The organism is Klebsiella sp. 2680 (assembly GCF_900198535.1).
In the GTDB taxonomy this organism is placed as follows: domain Bacteria; phylum Pseudomonadota; class Gammaproteobacteria; order Enterobacterales; family Enterobacteriaceae; genus Klebsiella; species Klebsiella indica.
The window spans coordinates 157,509-181,489 of record NZ_FZNJ01000007.1 but is presented as its reverse complement, the minus strand read 5'-3'; the positions used below and the strand labels follow the sequence as shown (position 1 = coordinate 181,489).

24 protein-coding genes, 1 pseudogene and 1 other annotated feature are annotated in these 23,981 nt (G+C 54.4%); of the genes and pseudogenes, 17 read left to right on the top strand and 8 right to left on the bottom strand.

Annotated elements, in window-relative coordinates; translation table 11 throughout:
- Positions 1-117: 117 nt before the first annotated feature.
- From dgoR to FN037_RS22865, 6 genes are all read left to right on the top strand, one after another.
- Positions 118-807 (top strand): D-galactonate utilization transcriptional regulator DgoR, encoded by a 690-nt coding sequence (gene dgoR, locus FN037_RS22890; RefSeq protein WP_049008770.1) that lies wholly within the window; start codon positions 118-120, stop codon positions 805-807.
- Positions 804-1,679 (top strand): 2-dehydro-3-deoxygalactonokinase, encoded by an 876-nt coding sequence (locus FN037_RS22885; protein ID WP_142503228.1) that lies wholly within the window; start codon positions 804-806, stop codon positions 1,677-1,679. Before dgoR ends, FN037_RS22885 begins: the two co-directional genes overlap by 4 nt.
- On the top strand, positions 1,663-2,280 hold the full coding sequence (locus FN037_RS22880; RefSeq protein ID WP_104867979.1) for a 2-dehydro-3-deoxy-6-phosphogalactonate aldolase: 618 nt from the start codon (positions 1,663-1,665) through the stop codon (positions 2,278-2,280). The genes FN037_RS22885 and FN037_RS22880 overlap by 17 nt, the downstream gene beginning before the upstream one ends.
- Positions 2,277-3,425, top strand: coding sequence for a galactonate dehydratase (dgoD, locus tag FN037_RS22875; protein WP_049008765.1), 1,149 nt, complete (start codon positions 2,277-2,279; stop codon positions 3,423-3,425). The genes FN037_RS22880 and dgoD overlap by 4 nt, the downstream gene beginning before the upstream one ends.
- Positions 3,426-3,503: 78 nt before the next feature.
- The gene (locus FN037_RS22870; RefSeq protein ID WP_142503227.1) at positions 3,504-4,841 is read left to right on the top strand and encodes an MFS transporter; all 1,338 of its coding nucleotides are present in this window, start codon (positions 3,504-3,506) and stop codon (positions 4,839-4,841) included.
- A gap of 51 nt (positions 4,842-4,892) precedes the next feature.
- On the top strand, positions 4,893-6,131 hold the full coding sequence (locus FN037_RS22865; RefSeq protein WP_142503226.1) for a DUF3748 domain-containing protein: 1,239 nt from the start codon (positions 4,893-4,895) through the stop codon (positions 6,129-6,131).
- On the opposite strand, the gene FN037_RS22860 is transcribed toward FN037_RS22865, so the two are convergent.
- The gene (locus FN037_RS22860) at positions 6,121-6,450 is read right to left on the bottom strand and encodes a YceK/YidQ family lipoprotein (protein WP_171034869.1); all 330 of its coding nucleotides are present in this window, start codon (positions 6,448-6,450) and stop codon (positions 6,121-6,123) included. The two genes, FN037_RS22865 and FN037_RS22860, sit on opposite strands and share 11 nt — an antisense overlap.
- 243 nt (positions 6,451-6,693) lie before the next feature.
- Positions 6,694-6,769: a sequence feature (ROSE (Repression Of Heat Shock gene Expression) occurs in the 5'-region of heat shock genes and acts as an RNA thermometer to modulate expression.), on the top strand.
- On the opposite strand from FN037_RS22860, the gene ibpA reads away from it, so the two are divergent.
- The 3 genes from ibpA (at position 6,763) to FN037_RS22845 (ending at position 9,681) form a co-directional block, all read left to right on the top strand.
- Positions 6,763-7,176, top strand: a complete 414-nt coding sequence (gene ibpA / locus FN037_RS22855) for a small heat shock chaperone IbpA (protein WP_004126917.1) — start codon at positions 6,763-6,765, stop codon at positions 7,174-7,176. Its footprint overlaps the feature before it by 7 nt.
- A gap of 96 nt (positions 7,177-7,272) precedes the next feature.
- Positions 7,273-7,701 (top strand): small heat shock chaperone IbpB, encoded by a 429-nt coding sequence (gene ibpB / locus FN037_RS22850; RefSeq protein ID WP_138360914.1) that lies wholly within the window; start codon positions 7,273-7,275, stop codon positions 7,699-7,701.
- Positions 7,702-8,019: 318 nt separating this feature from the next.
- Positions 8,020-9,681 carry a putative transporter gene (locus FN037_RS22845; RefSeq protein WP_138360915.1) on the top strand — a complete coding sequence of 554 codons (1,662 nt, stop codon included), beginning with the start codon at positions 8,020-8,022 and terminating at the stop codon, positions 9,679-9,681.
- Here the strand turns inward: FN037_RS22845 and FN037_RS22840 are convergent.
- Positions 9,649-10,395 carry a GntR family transcriptional regulator gene (locus tag FN037_RS22840; RefSeq protein ID WP_138360916.1) on the bottom strand — a complete coding sequence of 249 codons (747 nt, stop codon included), beginning with the start codon at positions 10,393-10,395 and terminating at the stop codon, positions 9,649-9,651. The genes FN037_RS22845 and FN037_RS22840 overlap by 33 nt on opposite strands.
- Positions 10,396-10,617: 222 nt before the next feature.
- Here FN037_RS22840 and FN037_RS22835 point away from each other — a divergent pair, with 222 nt between their 5' ends.
- From FN037_RS22835 to FN037_RS22815, 5 genes are all read left to right on the top strand, one after another.
- Complete coding sequence (locus FN037_RS22835; protein WP_142503225.1) at positions 10,618-12,237, top strand: alpha-glucoside-specific PTS transporter subunit IIBC; 1,620 nt, start codon at positions 10,618-10,620, stop codon at positions 12,235-12,237.
- Entirely contained in the window at positions 12,234-13,556 is a 1,323-nt protein-coding gene (locus tag FN037_RS22830) for a 6-phospho-alpha-glucosidase (protein WP_142503224.1), read from the top strand. Before FN037_RS22835 ends, FN037_RS22830 begins: the two co-directional genes overlap by 4 nt.
- Positions 13,557-13,714: 158 nt before the next feature.
- Positions 13,715-14,062: a YidH family protein gene (locus FN037_RS22825; RefSeq protein ID WP_142503251.1), complete on the top strand. Its 348-nt coding sequence runs from the start codon at positions 13,715-13,717 to the stop codon at positions 14,060-14,062.
- A complete protein-coding gene (locus tag FN037_RS22820; protein WP_142503223.1) occupies positions 14,052-14,414 on the top strand; it encodes a DUF202 domain-containing protein in 363 nt (120 codons plus the stop codon). The genes FN037_RS22825 and FN037_RS22820 overlap by 11 nt, the downstream gene beginning before the upstream one ends.
- Complete coding sequence (locus tag FN037_RS22815) at positions 14,411-14,941, top strand: radical SAM protein (RefSeq protein ID WP_142503222.1); 531 nt, start codon at positions 14,411-14,413, stop codon at positions 14,939-14,941. The genes FN037_RS22820 and FN037_RS22815 overlap by 4 nt, the downstream gene beginning before the upstream one ends.
- 12 nt (positions 14,942-14,953) lie before the next feature.
- Here the strand turns inward: FN037_RS22815 and dsdA are convergent, their stop codons facing one another.
- Together dsdA and dsdX are read right to left on the bottom strand one after the other, a co-directional pair.
- Entirely contained in the window at positions 14,954-16,282 is a 1,329-nt protein-coding gene (gene dsdA, locus FN037_RS22810) for a D-serine ammonia-lyase (RefSeq protein ID WP_142503221.1), read from the bottom strand.
- A 17-nt stretch (positions 16,283-16,299) separates the two neighbouring features.
- Positions 16,300-17,637 carry a D-serine transporter DsdX gene (gene dsdX / locus FN037_RS22805; RefSeq protein ID WP_142503220.1) on the bottom strand — a complete coding sequence of 446 codons (1,338 nt, stop codon included), beginning with the start codon at positions 17,635-17,637 and terminating at the stop codon, positions 16,300-16,302.
- Between the two features lie 203 nt (positions 17,638-17,840).
- On the opposite strand from dsdX, the gene dsdC reads away from it, so the two are divergent.
- Complete coding sequence (gene dsdC, locus FN037_RS22800) at positions 17,841-18,788, top strand: DNA-binding transcriptional regulator DsdC (RefSeq protein ID WP_260607930.1); 948 nt, start codon at positions 17,841-17,843, stop codon at positions 18,786-18,788.
- Positions 18,789-18,856: 68 nt separating this feature from the next.
- Here dsdC and emrD read toward each other — a convergent pair whose 3' ends face one another.
- The 4 genes and pseudogenes from emrD to tisB all read right to left on the bottom strand — a co-directional run bounded on the left by emrD (position 18,857) and on the right by tisB (position 21,508).
- Positions 18,857-20,041, bottom strand: a complete 1,185-nt coding sequence (gene emrD, locus FN037_RS22795; protein WP_138360923.1) for a multidrug efflux MFS transporter EmrD — start codon at positions 20,039-20,041, stop codon at positions 18,857-18,859.
- 174 nt (positions 20,042-20,215) lie between these two features.
- The gene (locus FN037_RS22790; RefSeq protein WP_142503219.1) at positions 20,216-21,049 is read right to left on the bottom strand and encodes a DMT family transporter; all 834 of its coding nucleotides are present in this window, start codon (positions 21,047-21,049) and stop codon (positions 20,216-20,218) included.
- 70 nt (positions 21,050-21,119) lie between these two features.
- Positions 21,120-21,321 (bottom strand): annotated as a pseudogene (locus tag FN037_RS24690) (hypothetical protein); the annotation flags it as partial.
- Between the two features lie 97 nt (positions 21,322-21,418).
- On the bottom strand, positions 21,419-21,508 hold the full coding sequence (tisB, locus tag FN037_RS22780) for a type I toxin-antitoxin system toxin TisB (RefSeq protein WP_138360924.1): 90 nt from the start codon (positions 21,506-21,508) through the stop codon (positions 21,419-21,421).
- Positions 21,509-22,090: 582 nt separating this feature from the next.
- Here tisB and ivbL point away from each other — a divergent pair.
- Together ivbL and ilvB are read left to right on the top strand one after the other, a co-directional pair.
- A complete protein-coding gene (ivbL, locus tag FN037_RS22775) occupies positions 22,091-22,186 on the top strand; it encodes an ilvB operon leader peptide IvbL (protein ID WP_138360925.1) in 96 nt (31 codons plus the stop codon).
- A 103-nt stretch (positions 22,187-22,289) separates the two neighbouring features.
- Entirely contained in the window at positions 22,290-23,978 is a 1,689-nt protein-coding gene (ilvB, locus tag FN037_RS22770) for an acetolactate synthase large subunit (protein ID WP_138360926.1), read from the top strand.
- Positions 23,979-23,981 lie beyond the last annotated feature (3 nt).

Here is a 23,981-nt window from a genome sequence, read left to right as displayed (position 1 = left end):
GTACTACATTATCAACACAGCAACGATGAATGACATCACGTTAGTACTACAAAGTTGAGGCGAATTTCAGCGGTAACGGTAAAGTAGAGCGGTACATACAGAGCACAAGGACTCTCCATGACCCTCAATAAAACCGATCGCATCGTCATCACGCTGGGAAAACAGATTGTCAGCGGCAAGTACGTACCGGGTTCGGCACTGCCTGCGGAAGCGGATCTGTGTGAGGAGTTTGAAACCTCGCGCAACATCATTCGCGAAGTGTTCCGTTCGCTGATGGCGAAGCGACTCATTGAAATGAAGCGTTATCGCGGAGCGTTTGTCGCACCACGAAACCAGTGGAACTACCTCGATACCGACGTGCTGCAATGGGTACTGGAAAACGATTATGACCCGCGGCTGATCAGCGCGATGAGTGAAGTCCGTAACCTGGTGGAACCGGCTATTGCGCGCTGGGCGGCGGAACGCGCGACGTCGAGCGATCTGGCCGAAATTGAGTCGGCGCTCAATGACATGATCGCCAACAACCAGAACCGGGATGCCTTCAACGAAGCGGATATTCGCTATCACGAGGCGGTATTACAGTCGGTACATAACCCAGTTTTACAACAGCTTAGCGTGGCGATCAGTTCGCTACAGCGAGCGGTGTTTGAACGAACCTGGATGGGTGATGAGGCCAACATGCCAAAAACGCTCCAGGAACATAAGGCGCTATTCGATGCGATACGGCATCAGGATGGCGATGCGGCAGAGCAGGCGGCCTTAACGATGATCGCCAGCTCGACACGAAGGCTCAAGGAAATCACATGACAGCTCGCTACATCGCAATTGACTGGGGATCGACCAATTTGCGCGCCTGGCTTTACCAGGGCGACAAATGCCTGGAGAGCAGGCAATCAGAAGCAGGCGTAACGCGTCTGAAGGGTAAATCTCCTGAAGCGGTGTTAGCAGAAGTGACGCAAAACTGGCGCGACAGCGCCACTCCCGTGGTTATGGCGGGAATGGTCGGCAGTAATGTGGGCTGGAAAATCGCCCCCTATCTGCCGGTTCCTGCCCATTTCTCTGCCATAGGCGAGCAGTTAACCTCCGTTGGTGACAAGATCTGGATTATTCCCGGACTCTGTGTCTCACGCGACGATAACCGCAATGTGATGCGCGGCGAAGAGACACAGTTGCTTGGCGCCCGCACGCTTTCTCCTTCTTCTGTCTATGTGATGCCCGGTACGCACTGTAAATGGGTACGGGCTGATAACGCGCAAATTCACGATTTTCGCACCGTGATGACGGGTGAATTACACCATCTGTTGCTGCGTTATTCACTGGTTGGCGCAGGGTTGCCTGAACAGGAAACCTCGCCTGTCGCCTTTACTGCCGGGCTGGAGCGTGGTCTCGCTACCCCCGCCATCCTGCCGCAACTTTTTGAGGTTCGCGCCTCGCACGTCCTGGGAGCACTCCCGCGCGCACAGGTGAGCGAATTTTTATCCGGTCTGTTGATTGGCGCTGAAGTCGCCACCCTTAGCGAAAGCTTTGACGCCCGGCAGATCACCATTGTTGCCGGAGACGCGCTGGCGGAACGCTACCGGCAGGCGTTCAGCGCCATTGGCCGTCATGCAACCGTCGTTTCCGGTGAGAAGGCATTTCAGGCAGGAATAAGGAGCATCGCTCATGCAGTGGCAAACTGATCTTCCGCTTATTGCGATATTACGTGGCGTGACGCCCGATGAAGCGCTGGCGCATGTTGGCGCGGTCATCGAGGCTGGCTTTGATGCGGTGGAAATCCCGCTTAACTCCCCGCAGTGGGAAAAAAGTATCCCGGCGATAGTGGATGCGTATGGCGATAAGGCGTTGATCGGCGCGGGCACCGTACTTCAGCCCGATCAGGTAGACCTGTTAGCGCAAATGGGCTGCAAGCTGATCGTCACGCCAAATATTCAGCCTGAGGTGATTCGTCGCGCGGTGAGTTATGGCATGACCGTATGCCCTGGATGCGCGACCGCCAGCGAGGCCTTTACCGCGCTGGATGCGGGTGCGCAGGCGCTGAAAATATTCCCCTCATCGGCATTTGGCCCGGACTACATCAAAGCGCTGAAAGCGGTGCTTCCGGCTGATGTCCCGGTGTTTGCCGTGGGGGGCGTGACGCCGGAAAACCTGGCGCAATGGATTAACGCGGGTTGCGCAGGCGCCGGGCTGGGCAGCGATCTCTATCGCGCCGGGCAGTCCGTTGAGCGTACCGCGCAGCAGGCGACGGCATTTGTTAAAGCGTATCGAGAGGCAGTGAAATGAAGATAACCAAAATCACCACGTACCGTTTACCCCCGCGCTGGATGTTCCTGAAAATCGAAACGGATGAAGGCGTGGTTGGCTGGGGCGAACCGGTTATAGAAGGGCGTGCGCGTACCGTCGAAGCGGCGGTTCATGAGTTTGGCGACTATCTGATCGGTCAGGACCCGGCGCGTATCAACGATCTGTGGCAGGTGATGTACCGCGCCGGTTTTTATCGCGGCGGCCCAATAATGATGAGCGCCATCGCCGGTATCGACCAGGCGCTGTGGGATATCAAAGGCAAAGTGCTGAACGCGCCGGTATGGCAACTGATGGGCGGTCTGGTTCGCGACAAAATTAAAGCCTACAGCTGGGTGGGCGGCGACCGTCCGGCGGAAGTGATCGACGGCATCAGGAAACTGCGCGCTATTGGCTTCGACACCTTCAAACTGAACGGTTGTGAAGAGATGGGCGTGATTGATAATTCACGCGCGGTGGATGCGGCAGTCAATACCGTAGCGCAAATCCGTGAGGCTTTTGGTAACGAAATTGAATTTGGTCTCGACTTCCACGGTCGTGTCAGCGCCCCGATGGCGAAGGTATTAATTAAAGAGCTGGAACAATATCGTCCGCTGTTTATTGAGGAGCCGGTGCTGGCGGAGCAGGCGGAATATTATCCGAAGCTGGCGGCGCAGACGCATATTCCGATTGCCGCAGGCGAGCGCATGTTCTCACGCTTTGAGTTTAAACGCGTGCTGGAAGCGGGCGGGCTGGCGATTCTGCAACCGGATCTGTCGCACGCTGGCGGTATCACCGAATGCTACAAAATCGCCGGGATGGCGGAAGCCTACGACGTGGCGCTGGCGCCGCACTGTCCGCTGGGGCCGATTGCGCTGGCAGCCTGTCTGCACATCGACTTCGTATCGCGCAATGCGGTATTCCAGGAGCAGAGCATGGGCATTCACTACAACAAAGGCGCGGAGCTGCTCGACTTCGTGAAAAACAAGGACGATTTCAGTATGGAAGGTGGCTTCTTTAAACCGTTAACTAAACCGGGCCTTGGCGTGGACATTGACGAAGCTAAAGTCATTGAATTGAGTAAAAACGCGCCGGACTGGCGCAACCCGTTGTGGCGACATGAAGATGGCAGCGTAGCGGAATGGTAATCGCCATCCCGTAGACCCGGTAAGCCACCGGGCAAAAACCTTACATACAAAAATATAACCCTCTGTAAATTACAGGGCATGGTGAGCGGTCTCGCTATGCCCAAAATCTGGAGACAGATTGCGATGGATATTTCAGTTACAGCTGCAAAACCCGGGCGTCGTCGTTATCTGACGCTGATTATGATCTTTATTACCGTGGTTATTTGTTATGTTGACCGCGCGAACCTCGCCGTGGCGTCGGCGCATATTCAGGAAGAATTCGGTATCACCAAAGCGGAAATGGGCTACGTCTTTTCGGCTTTTGCGTGGCTTTATACGCTATGCCAGATTCCTGGCGGCTGGTTCCTTGACCGTGTGGGATCGCGACTGACCTACTTTATCGCTATTTTGGGCTGGTCTGTCGCAACGTTATTTCAGGGGTTCGCCACCGGATTAATGTCGCTGATTGGCCTTCGCGCCATCACCGGGATTTTTGAGGCGCCCGCATTTCCGACCAATAACCGGATGGTTACCAGCTGGTTCCCGGAGCATGAGCGCGCCTCCGCCGTCGGTTTCTACACCTCCGGGCAGTTTGTCGGCCTGGCGTTTCTGACGCCGCTGCTGATTTGGATTCAGGAGATGCTGAGCTGGCACTGGGTGTTCATCGTTACCGGGGGAATCGGGATTATCTGGTCGCTAATCTGGTTCAAGGTTTATCAGCCGCCGCGCCTGACCAAAAGCATCAGCCAGGCTGAGCTGGACTATATTCGCGATGGCGGCGGTCTGGTGGACGGCGATGCGCCAGTCAAAAAAGAGGCGCGTCAGCCACTGGCCAAAGCTGACTGGAAACTGGTGTTTCACCGCAAACTTGTCGGGGTCTACCTGGGGCAATTTGCGGTTACTTCTACGCTGTGGTTCTTCCTGACCTGGTTCCCGAACTATTTAACCCAGGAGAAAGGGATCACCGCCCTGAAGGCGGGTTTTATGACGACCGTACCGTTCCTTGCCGCTTTCTTTGGGGTGCTGCTCTCCGGCTGGCTGGCGGATAAGCTGGTGAAAAAAGGGTTCTCGTTGGGTGTTGCGCGTAAAACGCCTATTATCTGCGGGCTGCTGATTTCTACCTGCATCATGGGGGCGAACTACACTAACGATCCCGTATGGATTATGACTCTGATGGCGCTGGCGTTCTTCGGCAATGGTTTTGCATCTATCACCTGGTCATTGGTCTCTTCACTCGCACCGATGCGTCTGATTGGCCTGACCGGCGGCGTGTTTAACTTTGTTGGCGGACTGGGCGGCATCACCGTGCCGCTGGTGATTGGCTACCTTGCGCAGGATTATGGCTTTGGCCCGGCGCTGGTCTATATCTCCGCTGTTGCCCTGATTGGCGCGCTCTCTTATATCCTGCTGGTCGGCGACGTTAAACGGGTAGGCTAATTTCTTCCAATGCTATACCCTGATGCGAAAACCGCGCATCAGGGTATCTCCATGAAACAAATCACTTTCGCTTCGCGTCATCATCAGCTTACGAATACAAACACCTGGACGGCGGACAGCCAGTGGCTGGTTTTTGATGTGCGTCCGTCAGGCGCCTCGTTTACCGGTGAGACGATTGAGCGCGTCAACGTACGGACTGGCGAGGTTGAGGTCATTTATCGCGCTACGCAGGGCGCGCACGTTGGCGTGGTGACCGTTCATCCACAAGACGATCGCTATGTGTTTATTCATGGCCCGGAGAACCCGGACGAGACGTGGCATTATGATTTCCACCATCGTCGCGGCGTGATAGCGGCGCAAAATCGCGTGACGAATCTGGATGCAATGGATATCACCGTACCGTATACGCCCGGCGCGCTGCGCGGCGGCAGCCATGTGCATGTGTTCAGTCCGAACGGCGGGCGTGTCAGCTTCACCTATAACGACCATGTACTGCATGAGCGCGATCCGGCGCTGGACTTGCGTAACGTCGGCGTTGCGGTGCCGTATGGCCCGGTTACGGTGGCGGTTCAGCATCCTCGGGAGTACAGCGGCAGCCACTGGTGCGTGTTAGTGAGCCAGACCACGCCGGCGCCACGGCCGGGCAGTGATGACATTAACCGCGCCTACGAAGAGGGCTGGGTGGGCGATCATGCGCTGGCGTTTATTGGCGATACGCTATCGATAAAAGGCGATAAAGTACCGGAGCTTTTTCTTGTCGAACTTCCGAAAAGTGAACAGGGCTGGAAGCGGCAGGGAGATGCGCCGCTGGCAGGCACTGATGCCACAATGCCCGCCCCTCCGGCTGGCGTGATTCAGCGTCGCTTAACCTTTACTCATCAACGCCGTTATCCTGGACTGGTGAATATGCCACGCCACTGGGTACGTGCTAATCCACAGGCATCAGAAATTGCCTTTCTGATGCGTGATGATAGCGGCGTGGTTCAGCTATGGCTGGTTTCGGTGCCGGGGGGAGAAATGCGGCAGCTAACTTACAATCACTCAGACATCCAGTCGGCGTTTAACTGGCACCCGTCGGGAAAATTGCTCGGTTTTGTGTTGGAAAACCGCATCGCGCTGTGCGACGGGCAGAGTGGAGAAATCACCTTTTTAACTGTCGGACACAATAATCCTCCATCGGCGGATGCGGTCGTCTTTTCGCCAGACGGTAAACAGGTGGCCTGGATGGAGGAGGTGGACGGTTACCGGCAGCTATGGGTAACCGCAACGGGGCACGGCATTAAGGATTAGGCATTGGCGCGGGTGGGATCAATGAATTGGTCGCCAGCGTCTCTTTCTCGCTCTTTTCCACACGGGATTTGACTGAGCTATCGGTACGGAACATATCCCACGGCAGCAAGAGCGTATCCATTACGGCGGTGAACGGCATATCCAGTGCAACCAGAGACTTGACGCCCAAACTGGTATTGTCATCGCCCAGCATTTGCGCACTGGAACGGGTCCCTGGGTAGGTTCCTTCTTTGCCGCCGGTATGTGACATGACGCTGGAGCAACCACCCAAACTTATTATCCCGCTAAACAGGATTAGCTTTACCAGACTGCTTTTCATCATTCTTCCGTCATCGTTACGGGCGTTGATATAACTTTCTATCGGTTATATCGGGCCATTCCATGGATGCATAGTGTTATTGCGCCGCACTGTGGCAAGCATCGCACTTTGCCTTTGGTGCTGTCACTTCAGTCTAAGCAATAGATTGCAAACTGCAAAAAAAATCGCTGTCTTCGCCTTGAAAAAAACAGGGATATACCCATTTTAAGAGTGTAAACCGTTGAGAATATGCCGAATGGGTATTCCGGTGAATAACGGCCTGTCCAGTATGGAGGGCCAGATAAATCTCGCTGATTTCAGGAGCTAAGTATTATGCGTAATTTCGATCTCTCCCCATTATATCGTTCTGCTATCGGTTTCGACCGTCTTTTTAATCTGTTGGAAAATAATCAAAGTCAGAGTAATGGCGGCTATCCTCCGTATAACGTTGAGTTAGTAGACGAGAACAACTACCGCATCGCGATTGCCGTTGCCGGGTTTGCCGAGAGTGAACTGGAAATTACCGCCCAGGATAATCTGCTCATTGTGAAAGGTGCCCATGCTGCAGAGCAGAAAGAGCGCACATATTTGTATCAGGGAATTGCCGAGCGCAATTTCGAGCGTAAATTCCAGCTTGCGGAAAATATACATATTCGCGGCGCCAACCTGGTAAACGGTCTGCTGTATATCGATCTGGAGCGCGTTATTCCTGAAGCGAATAAACCGCGTCGTATCGAAATCAACTAATTAGGGTATTTACCCTAAAAATTGCCTGCCGTCAGGGGGCAATGCAAATCCACGGAATTTGCAGATATCTACTCGCTTCTTAGAAGGAGAAATACTATGCGTAACTACGATTTATCCCCATTGCTGCGTCAATGGATCGGTTTTGACAAACTGGCCAATGCCTTGCAAACCGCCGATGAAAGCCAGAGCTTCCCACCTTATAACATCGAAAAAAGCGATGATAACCACTATCGCATTACGCTTGCGCTGGCTGGTTTTCGTCAGGAAGATCTAGAAATTCAGCTGGAAGGCACACGTTTGACGGTAAAAGGTACGCCTCAGCAACCGGAAAAAGAGACAAAATGGCTGCATCAGGGACTGGTTAACCAGGCATTTAGCCTGAGCTTTACACTTGCCGAAAATATGGAGGTGACCGGGGCAACCTTTACCAATGGCCTTTTGCATATTGATTTGACCCGCAATGAGCCAGAACAGATAGCACCTCAGCGCATTGCAATCAGCGCACGTCCCGCGTTAACTCGCTAATTAAGCGAACAGTTATTAGCCCCGATTTTTCGGGGCTTTTTTTATGTGATTGAGAAAGCATTGTTCAGATTGCTGACATAGTGCGTTCTTCAGGAATTGCCCAACGGCGCTTTGGTTGATATTTAACCTATTGATATGTTAGATATTACAGGTTATATCAAACGTCGCCCGATACCCGGAATAAATGCGAACGCAGCATCTTATACAGATTTGTTATTTAATTTAATGCCGTGATTATTGTGCGCCAGGCGGCATACAGCCTGTCAGCTAGCAGTCATACTCCTCTTTGTTCGTAATGTTATTCACAGGGAATAGACGATGAGTGACATAGCATTGACTGTGAGCGTATTGGCGCTGGTGGCGGTAGTCGGATTGTGGATCGGCAATGTGAAAGTGCGCGGTGTCGGCTTTGGTATCGGTGGCGTGCTGTTTGGCGGAATTATCGTCGGTCACTTTGTGGACCAGGCAGGCGTTGCGCTCAGCGGCCCGATGCTGCATTTTATTCAGGAATTTGGCCTGATTCTCTTCGTATATACCATCGGTATTCAGGTTGGTCCGGGCTTTTTCGCTTCGCTGCGGGTTTCCGGTTTACGGCTTAATCTTTTCGCGATTTTAATTGTTATTCTCGGCGGTCTGGTGACGGCGGTCCTGCATAAATTGTTTGATATTCCTCTTCCTGTGGTGCTCGGTATTTTCTCCGGCGCGGTAACCAATACGCCGGCGCTGGGCGCCGGGCAGCAGATCCTGCGCGACCTTGGCGTGCCGCTTGATACCGTCGACCAGATGGGGATGAGCTATGCGATGGCCTATCCGTTCGGTATCTGCGGTATTTTGCTGACGATGTGGCTGGTACGGCTGTTTTTTCGGGTCAACGTTGAAAATGAAGCTCAGCAATTTGATAAGAACAGCGGCAATGGTCATGTGCATCTCCAGACTATCAACGTGCGGGTGGAAAATCCCAATCTGAACAATATGGCGATTCAGGATGTACCGTTGCTTAACAGCGACAAGCTGATTTGTTCGCGTCTCAAGCGTGAGGACATGTTAATGGTGCCGTCGCCGACTACCCTGATTCAGCTAGGCGACCTGCTCCATATGGTTGGGAGACCAGAGGATTTGCATAACGCCCAACTGGTCATTGGTAAAGAAGTCTCCACTTCGCTCTCGACCCGCGGTACCGATCTGAAAGTTGAGCGTGTCGTGGTCACCAACGAGAAAGTGTTAGGCAAAAAAATTCGCGATTTGCACTTTAAACAGCGCTATGACGTGGTGATCTCGCGCCTTAATCGTGCCGGGGTTGAGTTGGTCGCCAGCAGCCATTCCAGTCTGCAGTTTGGCGATATTCTTAACCTGGTCGGTCGCCCGGAGGCGATTGACGCCGTTGCCGCCGAGCTTGGCAACGTCCAGCAAAAACTGCAGCAGGTGCAGATGCTACCTGTGTTTATTGGTATCGGTTCAGGCGTGCTGTTGGGATCGATCCCCCTGTTTATTCCGGGGTTTCCGGTGGCGCTGAAACTGGGGCTGGCGGGCGGGCCGCTGATTATGGCGCTGATCCTCGGGCGGATTGGCAGTATCGGTAAGCTGTACTGGTTTATGCCGCCCAGTGCTAACCTTGCGCTACGCGAGCTTGGCATTGTGCTATTCCTGGCGGTAGTTGGGCTGAAATCCGGCGGCGACTTTGTGGCGACGCTAATTGAAGGCGACGGTATGCGCTGGATTGTCTACGGTATCTTTATCACGGCAATACCGCTGCTGACCGTCGGCATTCTGGCGCGTATGTTGGCGAAGATGAATTACCTGACGCTGTGCGGCATGCTGGCCGGCTCAATGACCGATCCGCCTGCACTGGCGTTTGCTAATAACCTGCATGCGACCAGCGGCGCGGCGGCGCTCTCTTACGCCACCGTCTATCCGCTGGTGATGTTCTTACGCATTATTACCCCGCAGCTACTCGCGGTGCTGTTCTGGGGGATGGGTTAACGGATTTTCCGCATGGACGCGGCGCAGATGGTAGTCCACCTGATACTCACTGGCGTTACGGAACATGACTGAATAGTTAAGAAACTCGCCGCTGTCGCTGTAGGAAAGGGAGGTAATGCGCAGCAGAGGCGTCTGCTCCGGTACATTCATGGACTGCGCCAGCTGCTTGTCGGCCAGCACCGGGGTTAGTGTTTCGTAGTTACCGCTGATCGTTATCCCGCATTCCTTCTCAATGTAGTCAAACTTTGACCCCTCCAGATGTACCAGCGACAGATTACGGAACAGCTTCACCGGCATATAACTGTCTTCCAACATTAGCGGTTTGCCCTCAACATAACGCACCCGGCGCGAGAAGTAGATCCGTTCATTAATTTGTATCCGCAACTGACTGGCGATAGCCGGGGGGGCGGGCATGACTTCGAAGACTAATACCTGACTTATAACCTCTTTACCCTGCTGGCGCAGCACTTCGGCCAGCCCGGTCAGATTGGTGGTTTCATGATGTACGTCTTTACGGGCGACATAGGTCCCGGAGCCGTGCCGACGTACCACCAGCCCCCAGTCGACCAGTAAATCAGTCGCTTTACGGATCGTCATGCGCGCGACGCCAAACTCTTCTGCCAGTTTCTGTTCACCAGGTAATGGGCTGCCAATGTTGTAATCAGATGAATTGAGCCGGATTCTTAGCCTTTCCGCTATTGATTTGTAGATCACTATCAGACCTCTTTTTCCCTTTAAATTCTGCGCAATGAGCCTTTTGATGTCTAATTTTTATGTAAAAAGTAGACATTATTGGTGGAATTAAAACCATGAATGCGATCACGAATCGAAGCGGCGCGTCATGTTCTCAGAATAGCAATTTCTTATTCTCGTCTCAGGCCAGCAATCACTACAAAAAAGGCCTCTCCCTACTGGTTGTTATATGAGGATGTAAAAATGCTCAGTCAAATACAACGCTTTGGCGGCGCTATGTTTACCCCGGTTTTACTCTTTCCTTTTGCCGGGATTGTGGTCGGTATCGCCATTATGCTGCGCAACCCGATGTTTGTTGGTGAAGCGCTCGCTGCACCGGATAGTTTATTTGCTCAAATCGTTCACATTATTGAAGAAGGCGGCTGGACGGTTTTCCGTAATATGCCGCTGATTTTCGCCGTTGGCCTGCCAATTGGCCTGGCCAGACAGGCTCAGGGGCGGGCCTGTCTGGCGGTACTGGTCAGTTTCCTCACCTGGAACTATTTCATTAATGCCATGGGGATGACCTGGGGCCACTTCTTCGGCGTCGATTTTTCTGTTGAACCGACGACTGGCAGCGGCCTGACGATGATTGCCGGAATTAAAACCCTCGATACCAGTATTATCGGCGCGATTGTCATCTCGGGGCTGGTGACTGCCCTGCATAACCGCTATTTCGATAAACCTCTGCCGGTATTTCTGGGTATTTTTCAGGGGTCGTCGTTTGTGGTTATTGTCGCTTTCCTGGTGATGATCCCCTGCGCCTGGTTAACTCTGCTCGGCTGGCCAAAAGTTCAGTCAGGTATTGAATCACTGCAGGCCTTTTTACGCTCGGCCGGGGCGCTGGGCGTGTGGGTCTACATCTTTCTTGAACGCATCCTGATCCCGACCGGATTGCACCATTTTGTCTATGGGCCGTTCATCTTCGGTCCGGCGGTTGTGGAAAGTGGTATTCAGGTCTACTGGGCGCAGCATTTGCAGGCGTTCAGCCAGAGCACCGAGGCGCTGAAAACCCTGTTCCCGGAAGGCGGATTTGCGCTGCACGGTAACTCGAAAGTCTTTGGTTCGGTGGGGATTGCGCTGGCGCTGTATTTTACCTCTGCGCCGGAAAACCGCGTCAAAGTCGCCGGACTGCTGATTCCCGCCACCCTGACTGCCATGCTGGTAGGCATCACCGAACCCCTGGAGTTTACCTTCCTGTTTATCTCGCCGCTGCTGTTTGCCGTCCATGCGGTTCTGGCGGCCACTATGGCGACGGTGATGTATATCTGCGGTGTGGTGGGCAATTTTGGCGGCGGTCTGCTTGACCAGTTCCTGCCGCAAAACTGGATCCCGATGTTTCATAACCACGCTTCAATGATGTTTATCCAGATAGGCATTGGCGTGTGTTTTACCGCGATCTACTTCGTTATCTTCCGCACTCTGATTCTGCGCCTGAACCTGAAAACGCCAGGCCGTGAAGAGAGTGAAATCAAGCTCTACAGCAAAGCGGATTACAAGGCTGCGCGTGGACAGACAACGACGCCCGCGCCGGACGCAAAACTTGGGCAGGCAGCCGGGTTCCTCCAGGCACTGGGCGGCGCGGACAATATCGAAAGCATTAATAACTGCGCCACGCGCTTACGTATCGCGCTCCACGATATGACGCAGACCCAGAGTGATGACGTCTTTAAAGCGCTGGGCGCGCACGGCGTGGTTCGCCGTGGCAATGGTATCCAGGTGATTGTCGGCCTGCATGTGCCCCAGGTCCGCGACCAGCTTGAAACCCTGATGAAAAATTCCCTACAGACCGAACAAACCACCATGACGGAGGCAGTATCATGAAAAAATTCTCAGTTGTTATCGCAGGCGGCGGTAGCACATTTACCCCGGGCATCGTTCTGATGCTACTGGCGAACCAGGACCGTTTCCCGCTGCGAGCGCTGAAATTTTACGACAATGACGGTGCGCGCCAGGAGATTATCGCCGAGGCTTGCAAAGTGATCCTCAAAGAGCAGGCGCCGGAGATTGCGTTTAGTTACACCACCGATCCCGAAGCAGCGTTTACCGATGTTGATTTCGTGATGGCGCATATCCGCGTGGGCAAATACCCGATGCGGGAAAAAGACGAAAAAATCCCGCTGCGCCACGGCGTGTTAGGCCAGGAAACCTGTGGTCCGGGCGGGATTGCGTATGGGATGCGTTCTATTGGCGGCGTGCTGGAGCTGGTGGATTACATGGAGAAATACTCCCCGAACGCGTGGATGCTGAACTACTCCAACCCGGCGGCGATAGTGGCCGAGGCGACGCGCCGTCTGCGCCCGAACGCCAAAATCCTCAATATCTGTGATATGCCGATCGGCATTGAAGGGCGGATGGCGCAGATTGTCGGCCTGCAAGATCGTAAGCAAATGCGCGTGCGTTATTACGGGCTGAACCACTTTGGCTGGTGGACGTCGATTGAGGACTTGCAGGGTAACGATCTGATGCCGAAACTGCGGGAATACGTCGCGAAACACGGTTATGTTCCGCCATCTAACGATCCGCATACTGAAGCGAGCTGGAATGATACGTTCGCCAAAGCGAAGGATGTGCAGGCGCTGGACCCGGACACCATGCCGAACACCTATCTGAAATACTATCTGTTCCCGGACTATGTGGTACAGCACTCGAACCCGGCGCGCACGCGTGCTAATGAGGTGATGGATCACCGTGAAAAACAGGTATTTGGCTCCTGCCGCGCGATTATTGAAGCGGGCCACTCCTCCGCTGGCGAGCTGGAAATTGATGAACATGCGTCTTATATCGTCGATCTGGCAACGGCAATCGCCTTTAATACGCAGGAACGGATGCTGCTGATTGTGCCAAACAACGGGGCGATTCATAACTTTGATGATGAAGCGATGGTGGAGATCCCTTGCCTGGTGGGGCATAACGGACCGGAGCCTCTGACGGTTGGCGATATTCCGCAGTTCCAGAAAGGGCTGATGAGCCAGCAGGTGGCCGTCGAGAAACTGGTGGTCGATGCCTGGGAGCATCGCTCTTATCAGCGTCTGTGGCAGGCGATTACGCTCTCCAAAACTGTGCCGAGCGCGTCGGTCGCCAAAGCGATTCTTGATGATTTGATTGAAGCCAATAAAGCATACTGGCCGGAACTGCGCTAACGATGCAGACTGGCATCCACCGGATGTCAGTCTGCGTGTTTCAAGGCCAACATGGCGGTATCGGCTGCAGAACTTTCTTTACCCAGAGGCGATTATTAATGCCTTCCGCTTTGGCTCTCAGGTAGAATCGCCGATATTTTACGCAATCGGGAGCCATGATGAAAATTTCCCGCCTCGGTGAAGCGCCGGACTATCGCTTTTCACTGGCCAATGAACGTACTTTTCTGGCGTGGATCCGCACGTCGCTCGGTTTTCTGGCCGGAGGCGTCGGTCTTGACCAGCTGGCGCCGGATTTCGCTACACCGCTGATTCGCGAGATCATTGCTCTTCTGCTGTGCTTGTTTGCCGGTGGTCTGGCGATTCACGGCTACTTGCGCTGGCTGAGCAATGAAAAGGCGATGCGGCTCAAGCAGGATCTTCCCTATACCCGCGCTCTGCTACTTATCAGTATCCTGCTGACGCTCGTTATTGTGGTGGTTACGGTCCTGGTGTTCTATGCCGAATAATCGTCGGATACGTCGCGAAAGCGACCCAGGGCTGCAGCCGGAACGCACGTCACTGGCCTGGTTTCGCACCCTTTTAGGCTATGGCGCGCTACTGGCGCTGGCGCTTAAGCACCACTGGCATCAGGCAGGGCTGCCATTCTGGCTCTCACTGTGTATTTTGCCGTTCGTCGCGATGATTCTTTGGCGCTATACCCGCAGCCGTAATTTGATGCATGTCGGGCAAAGCGATTTTGCCCGGCCGCAGGCGGTTCGTGATAAATTTTTGATCGCATTCGCAGTACTTTCGTTGTCATTGTTGTTTGCTATAACGCACATACGACAGATGATTTTGTTAATTAAGGATGTGACATGACAGGATGTCAGGCCGATTATAGTGACGTTTGGCACAGTGGCGACGGCAAAACCCTGATGAACGAGACTCCCGTTCGGGAAGTCATGATTTATCGCCACGAGTGTGAACACCCGGCGCGTGTTTATCACCAGTTAAGCGTGCAGGGCGCGACGGCTATCCAGTTTGTTCCCCATCTGCAGTCCGCTGACGCCAGGCTTTGGGGAGACTTCCTTTGCGCGGTATTTGCTATTTGGGTCAAAGAAGATGTTAACCGCGTCATGGTCTCGCTGTTTGAGGCCACGCTACATGCCTGGCGCGGCGAAGCGGTGCGTTATGACGATACGCCACCGGGGCCGACTTGCGCAGGCTGTATCTGGTTAAAATTATGCGGTGGCGGCTGCCCACAACTGCGTCTGGAGGATGGCACCAGCGCGTTATGCGAAGGGTACCGGCAGTTTTACAGCTGGAGCGCACCCTATATGCGCGTCATGCGGGATCTGATTAAACAGCATCGCTCACCGATGGAACTGATGGCGATGCTGCGTTAAGGTCAATGGCGTTTAGCTCCCTTTCGCCAGGTATCGGGCCATCTCCTCTTCCGGCACCATGCCGCCGCCGGTCGCCCACACCAGATGGGTCGCGTTCTGCATCTGTTCTGCGGTGAAATTGTGCATTTGCTGATATACCAGGCTGGCGCACACCCGTTGCGGCCCGGCCATTCCCGCCAGCGCGGACGGTTCCAGGCGAATACCATCTTCCTGCGCCAGCCAGCCCAGCATGTCATACATGGTCTGGTCATCAAGGGTGTAAAACCCATCCAGCAGACGCTCCATTGCCCTCCCCACAAAGCCCGAAGCGCGGCCAACCGCCAGACCGTCGGCGGCGGTCTGGTTATCGATTCCAAGATCCTGCACCGAAATTTGGTCATGCAGGCCGGTATAGACGCCCAGCAGCATACAAGGTGAGTGGGTCGGTTCGGCGAAGAAGCAGTGAACGTTGTCGCCAAATGCCAGCTTCAGACCAAACGCCACGCCGCCAGGGCCGCCGCCAACGCCGCAGGGCAGGTAGACAAATAAGGGGTGTTTGGCATCCACAACGCGCCCTTCGCGGGAAAACTGCGCTTTTAGCCGCTCTCCGGCCACGGAATAGCCGAGGAACAGCGTGCGCGAATTCTCATCGTCAATAAAGAAGCAGTTTGGGTCAGACTCCGCCGCTTTGCGTCCTTGCTCGACCGCCACGCCGTAATCCTCTTCGTATTCCACGACCGTTACGCCGTGGCTACGCAGTTTGGCTTTCTTCCAGGCGCGGGCATCGGCGGACATATGTACCGTCACCTTAAAGCCGATACGCGCGCTCATAATGCCAATCGACATACCCAGGTTACCTGTGGAACCGACGGCGATGCTGTACTGGCTGAAAAATTGCTCGAATTCCGGGGTTAACAGCTTGCGGTAGTCGTCGGAAGGCGCCAGCAAACCGGCATTGATCGCCAGCTTTTCTGCGTGGGCCAGCACCTCGTAAATGCCGCCCCGCGCTTTAATGGAACCCGAAATGGGCAAATGGCTGTCTTTTTTCAGCAGCAGATCGCCGCTAATGGGCTGGCTGAAGGCATTCTCCAGCCTGGCCTTCATTGCCGGGATGGCGACCAGATCAGATTCGATAATCCCACCGGTTGCGGCGGTTTCCGGGAAGGCTTCCGCCAGATATGGCGCAAAGCGATCGAGCCGGGCATGGGCATCTTCAACGTCATTTTCCGTCAGACCAACATAGGGTAAACCTTCCGCAAGGGAGGTGGTGCCTGGGTTAAACCAGGTCGTTTCTTTCAGGGCTATCAGCTCCTCCAGCAGAGGAAACCGGGCGATTAAGGTGGTCATATCAGCGTTTTTCATATTACGTCTCTTTGCGCTCAGATAATGAAAGAAAGCAGGAATGTGCTCGCCAGTGCAAGTAACGAAGCGATAAAGGTTGCGGTGGTATAATATTTGAACGTTTCGTTGAGGCTTGCGCCGCAGTACTGTTTAACCAGCCAGAACAGGGAATCCGTGACGATAGTGCAGCCAATCGCGCCGGAGCCGATGGCGATAGCGATGATCTCGGGGCTGACGTTGGGATAGAGTGGCAGCATTGGCGCCACGATGGCGGTTGCGCCCATCATCGCAACGGTAGCGGAACCCACTGCGGCGTGCAGAATCAACGCCACCAGCCAGGCCAGCAGAATTGGATGCATGTCCAGATTCGACAGAATTACCGCCAGAGTATCGGCCAGGCTGCTGGTCTTAAGGATTGCGTTAAAGGCCCCACCCGCGCCGATAATCAGCAGAATATTGGCAATCGAACCGAAGCCGTTTTCCGTATGCGTCAGCAGGGCACCCATGCCTATTTCCTGGCGGAGCCCCAGCACATAATAGGCGACAAAGACGGCGATAAACATCGCGGTGATGGGGTTGCCGATAAATTCCAGCAGCATATACAGCGTGCCGCCTTTGGTCATATTCAGTTCGGCTATGGTTTTGACCAACATCAGGCCAATCGGCAGCAGAACCGTAAACAGCGTTGCGCTAAGTGAGGGTAGCGTCTCTTCTTTACGTACTTCGAGATTGGAAAATTCAGTGGGAACCGCTTTAAACGGCAGACGGTTGCCGAGCAATCGCAGGAATAGCGGCCCGCCAACCAGCGAAGCCACCAACCCAACCAGCAGACCATAAACGATAACGGAACCGATATCCGCGCCCAGTTTATTCGCCACAAACAGTGCAGCCGGATGTGGCGGCACCACGCAATGCACCGCCATGAGCGCGGTACACAGCGGAATAGCCAGCTTGAGCAATGACGTGTTGGTCTTTTTCGCAATGGAAAACGCCAGTGGAATAAGCAGAACAACGCCCACTTCAACGAATAACGTGATCCCGCAAATCAGCCCCACCAGCACCATGATCACGTCAGCGGAAAGCCAACGGCAGCGCTGGAGCGTCAGGCCGATGCGTTCCGCTGCCCCGGAAACCTCCATCATTTTACCGAGAATGGTCCCGAGGCCAATAACCGCCGCCAGAAAGCCTAACGTGCCGCCAATACCGCTCTCAATAGCATTGACCATATCCAGTGGGCTCATCCCCATCATGGCGCCGACGAAAAAGCTCGCCAGCAGTAGCGCCAGGAATGGATGAAGCTTCAGTTTGATAATAGTTAGCACAATTAACACGATGCTTATCAGCAGCGTGCTGACAACCCAGATCTGAGATTCCATACCCCACCTCACCTGTGAATAATCTGTGGTTATTGAACAGAAAATCGGCAACTGCTGACAAACGATATAAATGGCGCTTCAGATGAATCAGATTGAATCAAAGTGGTGATTTGGCTCTAAATAAGATGGTTTAATGTGCAATGAGTCACTTTTATTCATCTTTAACCTAAGTCCGGGACGCAAAGTTTCTTACAATCGGCACAATGAAAGTGAAAGAACAGGAAAGGGAGGCGCAAAAAGCGATGGGGAATCGACTGCTTAACGGTTGGCAACTTTCGAAGCTATATACTTTCGAGGTCGCCGCCCGGCACGAGTCGTTTGCGCTGGCAGCGGAAGAGCTGTCGTTGACGCCGAGCGCGGTTAGCCACCGCATAAATCAACTGGAAGAGGAACTGGGGATTCAGTTGTTTGTGCGGTCGCATCGCAAGGTGGAACTTACCCATGAAGGCAGACGGGTGTTCTGGGCGCTGAAATCCTCCCTGGACAGTCTCAACCAGGAGATTCTGGATATTAAAAACCAGGAACTGTCGGGGACATTAACGGTCTATTCGCGCCCGTCCATCGCCCAGTGCTGGCTGGTTCCGGCGTTGGGCGATTTTACCCGCCGTTACCCCTCCATATCGCTCACCGTGCTGACCGGCAACGATAATGTCAATATGCAGCGAGCGGGAATCGATCTGGCGATCTATTTTGATGACACGCCTTCGTCGCAGCTTAGTCATTATTTTCTGATGGATGAGGCTATCGTGCCGGTTTGCACAGCGGATTACGCGCATCAGCATCAGCTTCAGCGGAACCCTGGCAATCTTCGTTACTGTACGCTGCTGCACGATCGCCAGGCATGGAGCAATGATTCCGGTACCGATGAGTGGTTTAGCTGGGCGCAACAGTTTGGTATTGACTTGCCGCAATCGTCGGGAATTGGCTTTGATCGTTCGGATTTAGCGGTGATAGCGGCGATGAATCACGTCGGCGTGGCGATGGGGCGTAAGCGGCTGGTGCAGAAGCGGCTCGACAGCGGTGAGCTGATGGCACCGTTCGGCGACATGACCCTGAAATGCCATCAGCACTATTACGTGACGACCCTGCCGGGCCGTCAGTGGCCGAAAATCGATGCGTTTATCAACTGGTTGCAGCACCATGCACAATAATAATGGCTCGTTTTCTATAATCCGGGTTAGACATTTGAGTCGCAACCCGGAAGAAGGCGACCCAGGGCTTAAACCGGCAGCCGGTGATGATGAAAACGAGATGCCAGCGGCAGCCAGCATAGCAGAATCAGCAATCCCATCAGCATCATCAGTAGCCCCAGGCTGCTCTGGCCGGTTTGCGGCATCATCGCGGACAGCCATGCCAGCACGCCGGAACCGATATTCTGCAATCCTCCCACCAGCGCTCCGGCAGTACCGGCAAGAAACGGGAATGGCTCCATTGCGCCGCTGGTCGCCAGCGGAAACAGCATTCCTGCGCCAAAAAAGAACAATGCGGCGGGCACCAGCAGCGTCCAGATGGTCATCACGCCTAACAGCGCAGGGAGCCACATCAGGATCCCTGCCAACAGGCAGCAAACTACCGACTGCCACATTAGCATCGGGAAGCGCTTATTCGGGCGTCCGGCAAACCAGGCGCCAAAAAATGCCGCCGGAATCGGCACGATAAACAGAATACTCACTGACATGCTGCTCAGGCCCAGCACGGCGCCCATCAGCACGCCGGAACAGGCTTCAAAAACGGCGATCCCCGCCAGACCACCAATCAACATCAGCAGATAGCAGTTAAATGCGCCGGTACCAAACAGGGTTTTATAATTGGTTATCAACCGGCTGCGCGGCGCGCTGGCTGGCCGGGTTTCCGGCATCCAGCGCGCCATGCTGAAAGTTACGCCAGCGCACAGCACTAGCAGAAAAATATAGCAGGCCCGCCAGCTCCAGAGGGTGCCAAGGATACCGCCTATCAGCGGCGCCAGCAGCGGGCTGACCAAAATCCCCATATTAAGCAGACTATTAGCATGTCTTAGCTGCGCGCCTTCATACAGATCACGCGGCAGAGTACGCGCCATAACGCCGCCGACACCGGTGCCCATCCCCTGCATGGCGCTGGCGGCAATCAGCACTGGCAGGCTATGGGTGGTGATAGCAATCAGCGTCGCCAGCATAAAAACAGACATCCCGGCCAGGATCACCGGGCGGCGGCCAATGCGGTCAGACAGCGGGCCATAGAAGAGCTGCGATACGCCATAGGTCAGTAAATAAGCGGCCATGACGCTCTGCACAGCGCCCTCGCGGACGTTGAGTGATACCGCCATATCAGCAATCGCCGGAATATAAATGGTTTGCGCCATCTGACCAACGGCCACCAGCAATACCAGCATCAACAATAAATTGACGTTCTTATGCCGTTTCATTCGATGAATACTTTGTAAAAAATAGATATAAAGAATATGTGACTGGAACATACGGTAATAGCGGAGAAATCTACCATATAAAAATAACAGGGCAACCATACGGCGGTGATTGTCGGAGGAGAATCGGGCTGGTTTTGTAAACCAAAATCGGCAACTAATGTTGCCATGTATAATTTATGATAACCGCAGCAGAATCGCCCCAACAGCAATCCCGCAAGCGGCAAGAATACGCAGCGGAGCGACTTTTTCTTTTAACAGGATCAAAGCGATAATCGCGCCGAAAAGAATCGATGTCTCGCGCAGGGCGGCGACCACCGCCAGCGGCGCCTGGGTCATCGCCCACAGCGCCAGACCGTAGGAGCCCATTGTACCGACTCCGCCGACCAGGCCTTTCTTCCAGTGCTGGCGCAAATAGCGGCTGGCCTGCGGGCGTCGGGCGATCAGCGCCCAGCCCAGCAGACAGAATCCATTCATAAAAAAGGTCCATAGCGTATAGCCCAGCGCGGTTCCCGAAAGTCGCACCCCGGTTCCGTCAACCAGCGTATAACCGGCAATAAAACAGGCGTTGATTAGCGCCAGTACGATACCCGTACTTGAGCTGGCCCGGCCGTTAAAGGCCATCGCCAGAATAGCCAGGCAGATGATGCCAATTCCGAGCCACGCCACCGGGGAGAGACGATCGCCGAGGAGGGCAACGCTGATTATGGCTACCAGTAGCGGCGCGGTGCCACGCATTAGCGGATAGGACTGGCTCATATCCGAGACCTGATACGTTTTCGCCACCAGTACCGTGTACACCACCTGTAGTGCGCAGGAGACGGCGAGAAACGGTACGCTGGCGAGTGCGGGTTGTGGGGCGAAAGGGAGTAGAGCAAGAGCGATTAATGAGGCTGAACCGGTGACGCCTGTCGCCGCGTACATCTTGTCGCCGCTCGCTTTGACAATAGCGTTCCAGCTGGCGTGCAGCAGGGCTGCAAACAGTAAAATGCAGAATACGGTAATGGTCATTACGGCCCGGGAACAGGGAAGAAGTCGTCACTGGACTGTAACATGCGTGCGCGTAGGCAGCCAGAGATGGCTAGCGCGCGCAGAGCAGACGATGCGTGACCCGCGGTTCATCATACACCGGGCGAAATCCCAGATTTTCATAAAACGACGGGGCATGGGGATTCCCCGCTGTGTCAGTTTTCCTCCAGGCGGCGCAGCATGTTGTCATTTTGCGCCAGGCTTTCGTCGCGTAGCGTGGCAAAACCGGGTGTGTTCGGCGTTGTTGCGGGTAATCTGCAGCGCTGGCATAGTCCTCTCCATCAGATCGGTTAATGGGTAGCCTGCAGAGGGGCGGTTTCCCGCCCCTCTCAGGTGCGACTTGAACCTGAATCAGCGGAACTGCTTCAGGACGGCATCAAGTAGTTGCAACACGGCAACCATGAGTTTCAGGATCAAAACGATAATATCCACTCCGCTCATACGCGTCTCCTCTGGTTCAGGAGCACGACCAGCTGGCGTACCTTTCCGCCGCCTGTTGCCAGCCAGAGTATATCCGTCATATTTCTGGTGCAGCCCCGTTGGCTGTGACCTAAATTATTCGGGATATTTGTTGACGTAACACAGTGTGCTCGGCTGGGGTTAAGGCGCTGACGGCACCACCCGTTTCAGCCAGGACTTGATTGCGCCGGTAAAAGTGCGGCCCCAGATGTCACTCTGCGTACTTTTGCAGTATAGAATAAATACTGTATGTATGAACAGTATTTATTGGACAAATTTACGCGCGCGATCGATACTCTAAATCAGCAAAAACCGTGGTCAAAATTGCGCCTTCTTCGCCGATCGCGTATACTTTTGCCGTTGACGTAATACAGTGTGTTTGCGGCCACCAACCGGAAAGCGCTGAGCAAAAAACCTCGCCGGGCGGGGTTTTTTGTTTTTATCCCCTCGCAAATTAATGTGATCTTCCACACAGTTTTTTGTGGATGAAAATAAATCCATTGTGAAATGGTACAAGCTGTGTTTGTATAAATTCATTCACTATTTCGATACAACAGGTCCCTAATGAACGCAGCCATGCTGACTCCGACCCTACTACTCACCGCGCCTGCCGCGGTGGTCGTCGTGTCTGTGGTGGTCGTCGTCGGCAATGCGCCGTAGGGTCCGGAACAACACGAATTCCAAAACCCCGCCGGCGCAAACCGAGCGGGGTTTTTCGTTTTATGCCCCCCGGTAAGTCGGCCCAGAATAAAAGGACTGGAGCATGGCAAGTTCGGGCACAACATCACAAAAAATGCGCTTCACTGGCGCGCAGTTAGTCGTTCATTTACTGGAACGTCAGGGGATCACCACCGTTAGCGGTATACCGGGCGGCTCCATCCTTCCCATTTACGATGCATTAAGCCAAAGCACGCAGATTCGCCATATTCTGGCGCGTCACGAGCAGGGGGCGGGGTTTATCGCTCAGGGTATGGCGCGTACCGAAGGTAAACCGGCGGTGTGTATGGCCTGTAGCGGTCCAGGAGCGACTAACCTGATCACCGCTATCGCCGACGCTCGTCTGGATTCGATTCCGCTGGTTTGCATCACCGGCCAGGTGCCTGCCTCAATGATTGGTACCGATGCCTTCCAGGAAGTCGACACCTACGGTATTTCTATCCCCATCACCAAACATAACTACCTGGTGCGTAATATTGCTGAATTGCCGCAGGTGATGAGCGATGCCTTTCGTATCGCCCAGTCCGGGCGGCCAGGGCCGGTGTGGATAGATATTCCTAAGGATGTTCAGGCGGCGACCATTGAGCTGGACGTGCTGCCGGAACCGGGTACCCGGACGGCGGCGCCGGCGTTCGATAGCGCCTGCGTGCGCGAAGCGGCAGCGATGATTAACGCCGCGCAGCGCCCGGTGCTCTATCTGGGCGGCGGGGTTATCAACGCTCCTGAGCAAATTCGCCATCTGGCGGAGAAAGCGAACTTACCGACGACCCAGACCCTGATGGCGCTGGGGATGTTGCCAAAAGCGCATCCGCTGTCGTTAGGCATGCTGGGGATGCACGGCGCGCGCAGTACCAACTTTATTCTTCAGGAAGCGGATTTACTGGTTGTTTTAGGCGCACGTTTTGATGACCGGGCGATTGGTAAAACCGAACAGTTCTGCCCGAATGCGAAGATTATTCACGTCGATATCGACCGTTCAGAGCTGGGTAAAATCAAACAGCCGCACGTGGCGATTCAGGGCGATGTGGGCGAAGTGCTGAACCAACTGATCCCGCAGGTTGAGGCGCGGCCTCGCAGCGAATGGCTGCAACTGGTGGCTGACTTGCAGCGTGAGTTCCCTTGCCCTATTCCGCAGGAGAAAAACCCGCTCTCGCATTACGGGCTGATTAACGCCGTTGCCGCCTGCGTTGATGATGACGCGATCATTACCACCGATGTGGGACAGCATCAGATGTGGGTTGCTCAGGCTTATCCGCTGAACCGTCCGCGCCAGTGGCTGACCTCTGGCGGTCTGGGTACCATGGGTTTTGGCCTGCCCGCCGCGGTTGGCGCGGCGCTGGCTAACCCGCAGCGCAAGGTTATCTGTTTCTCCGGCGACGGCAGCCTGATGATGAATATTCAGGAGATGGCCACCGCGGCGGAAAATCAGCTGGATGTGAAAATCATTCTGATGAATAACGAAGCGCTGGGGCTGGTTTATCAGCAGCAGAGCCTGTTTTATAAGCAGGGCGTGTTCGCTGCAACCTATCCGGGTATGATCAATTTTATGCAGATCGCTGCCGGTTTTGGTCTGCAAACCTGTGATTTAAATAACGAAGCTGACCCGCAGGCGGCGCTGCAGGCGATTATCGACCGACCGGGTCCGGCATTGATTCACGTGCGTATCGATGCTGAAGAAAAAGTGTATCCGATGGTACCGCCGGGTGCGGCCAATACTGAAATGGTGGGGGAATAAGCC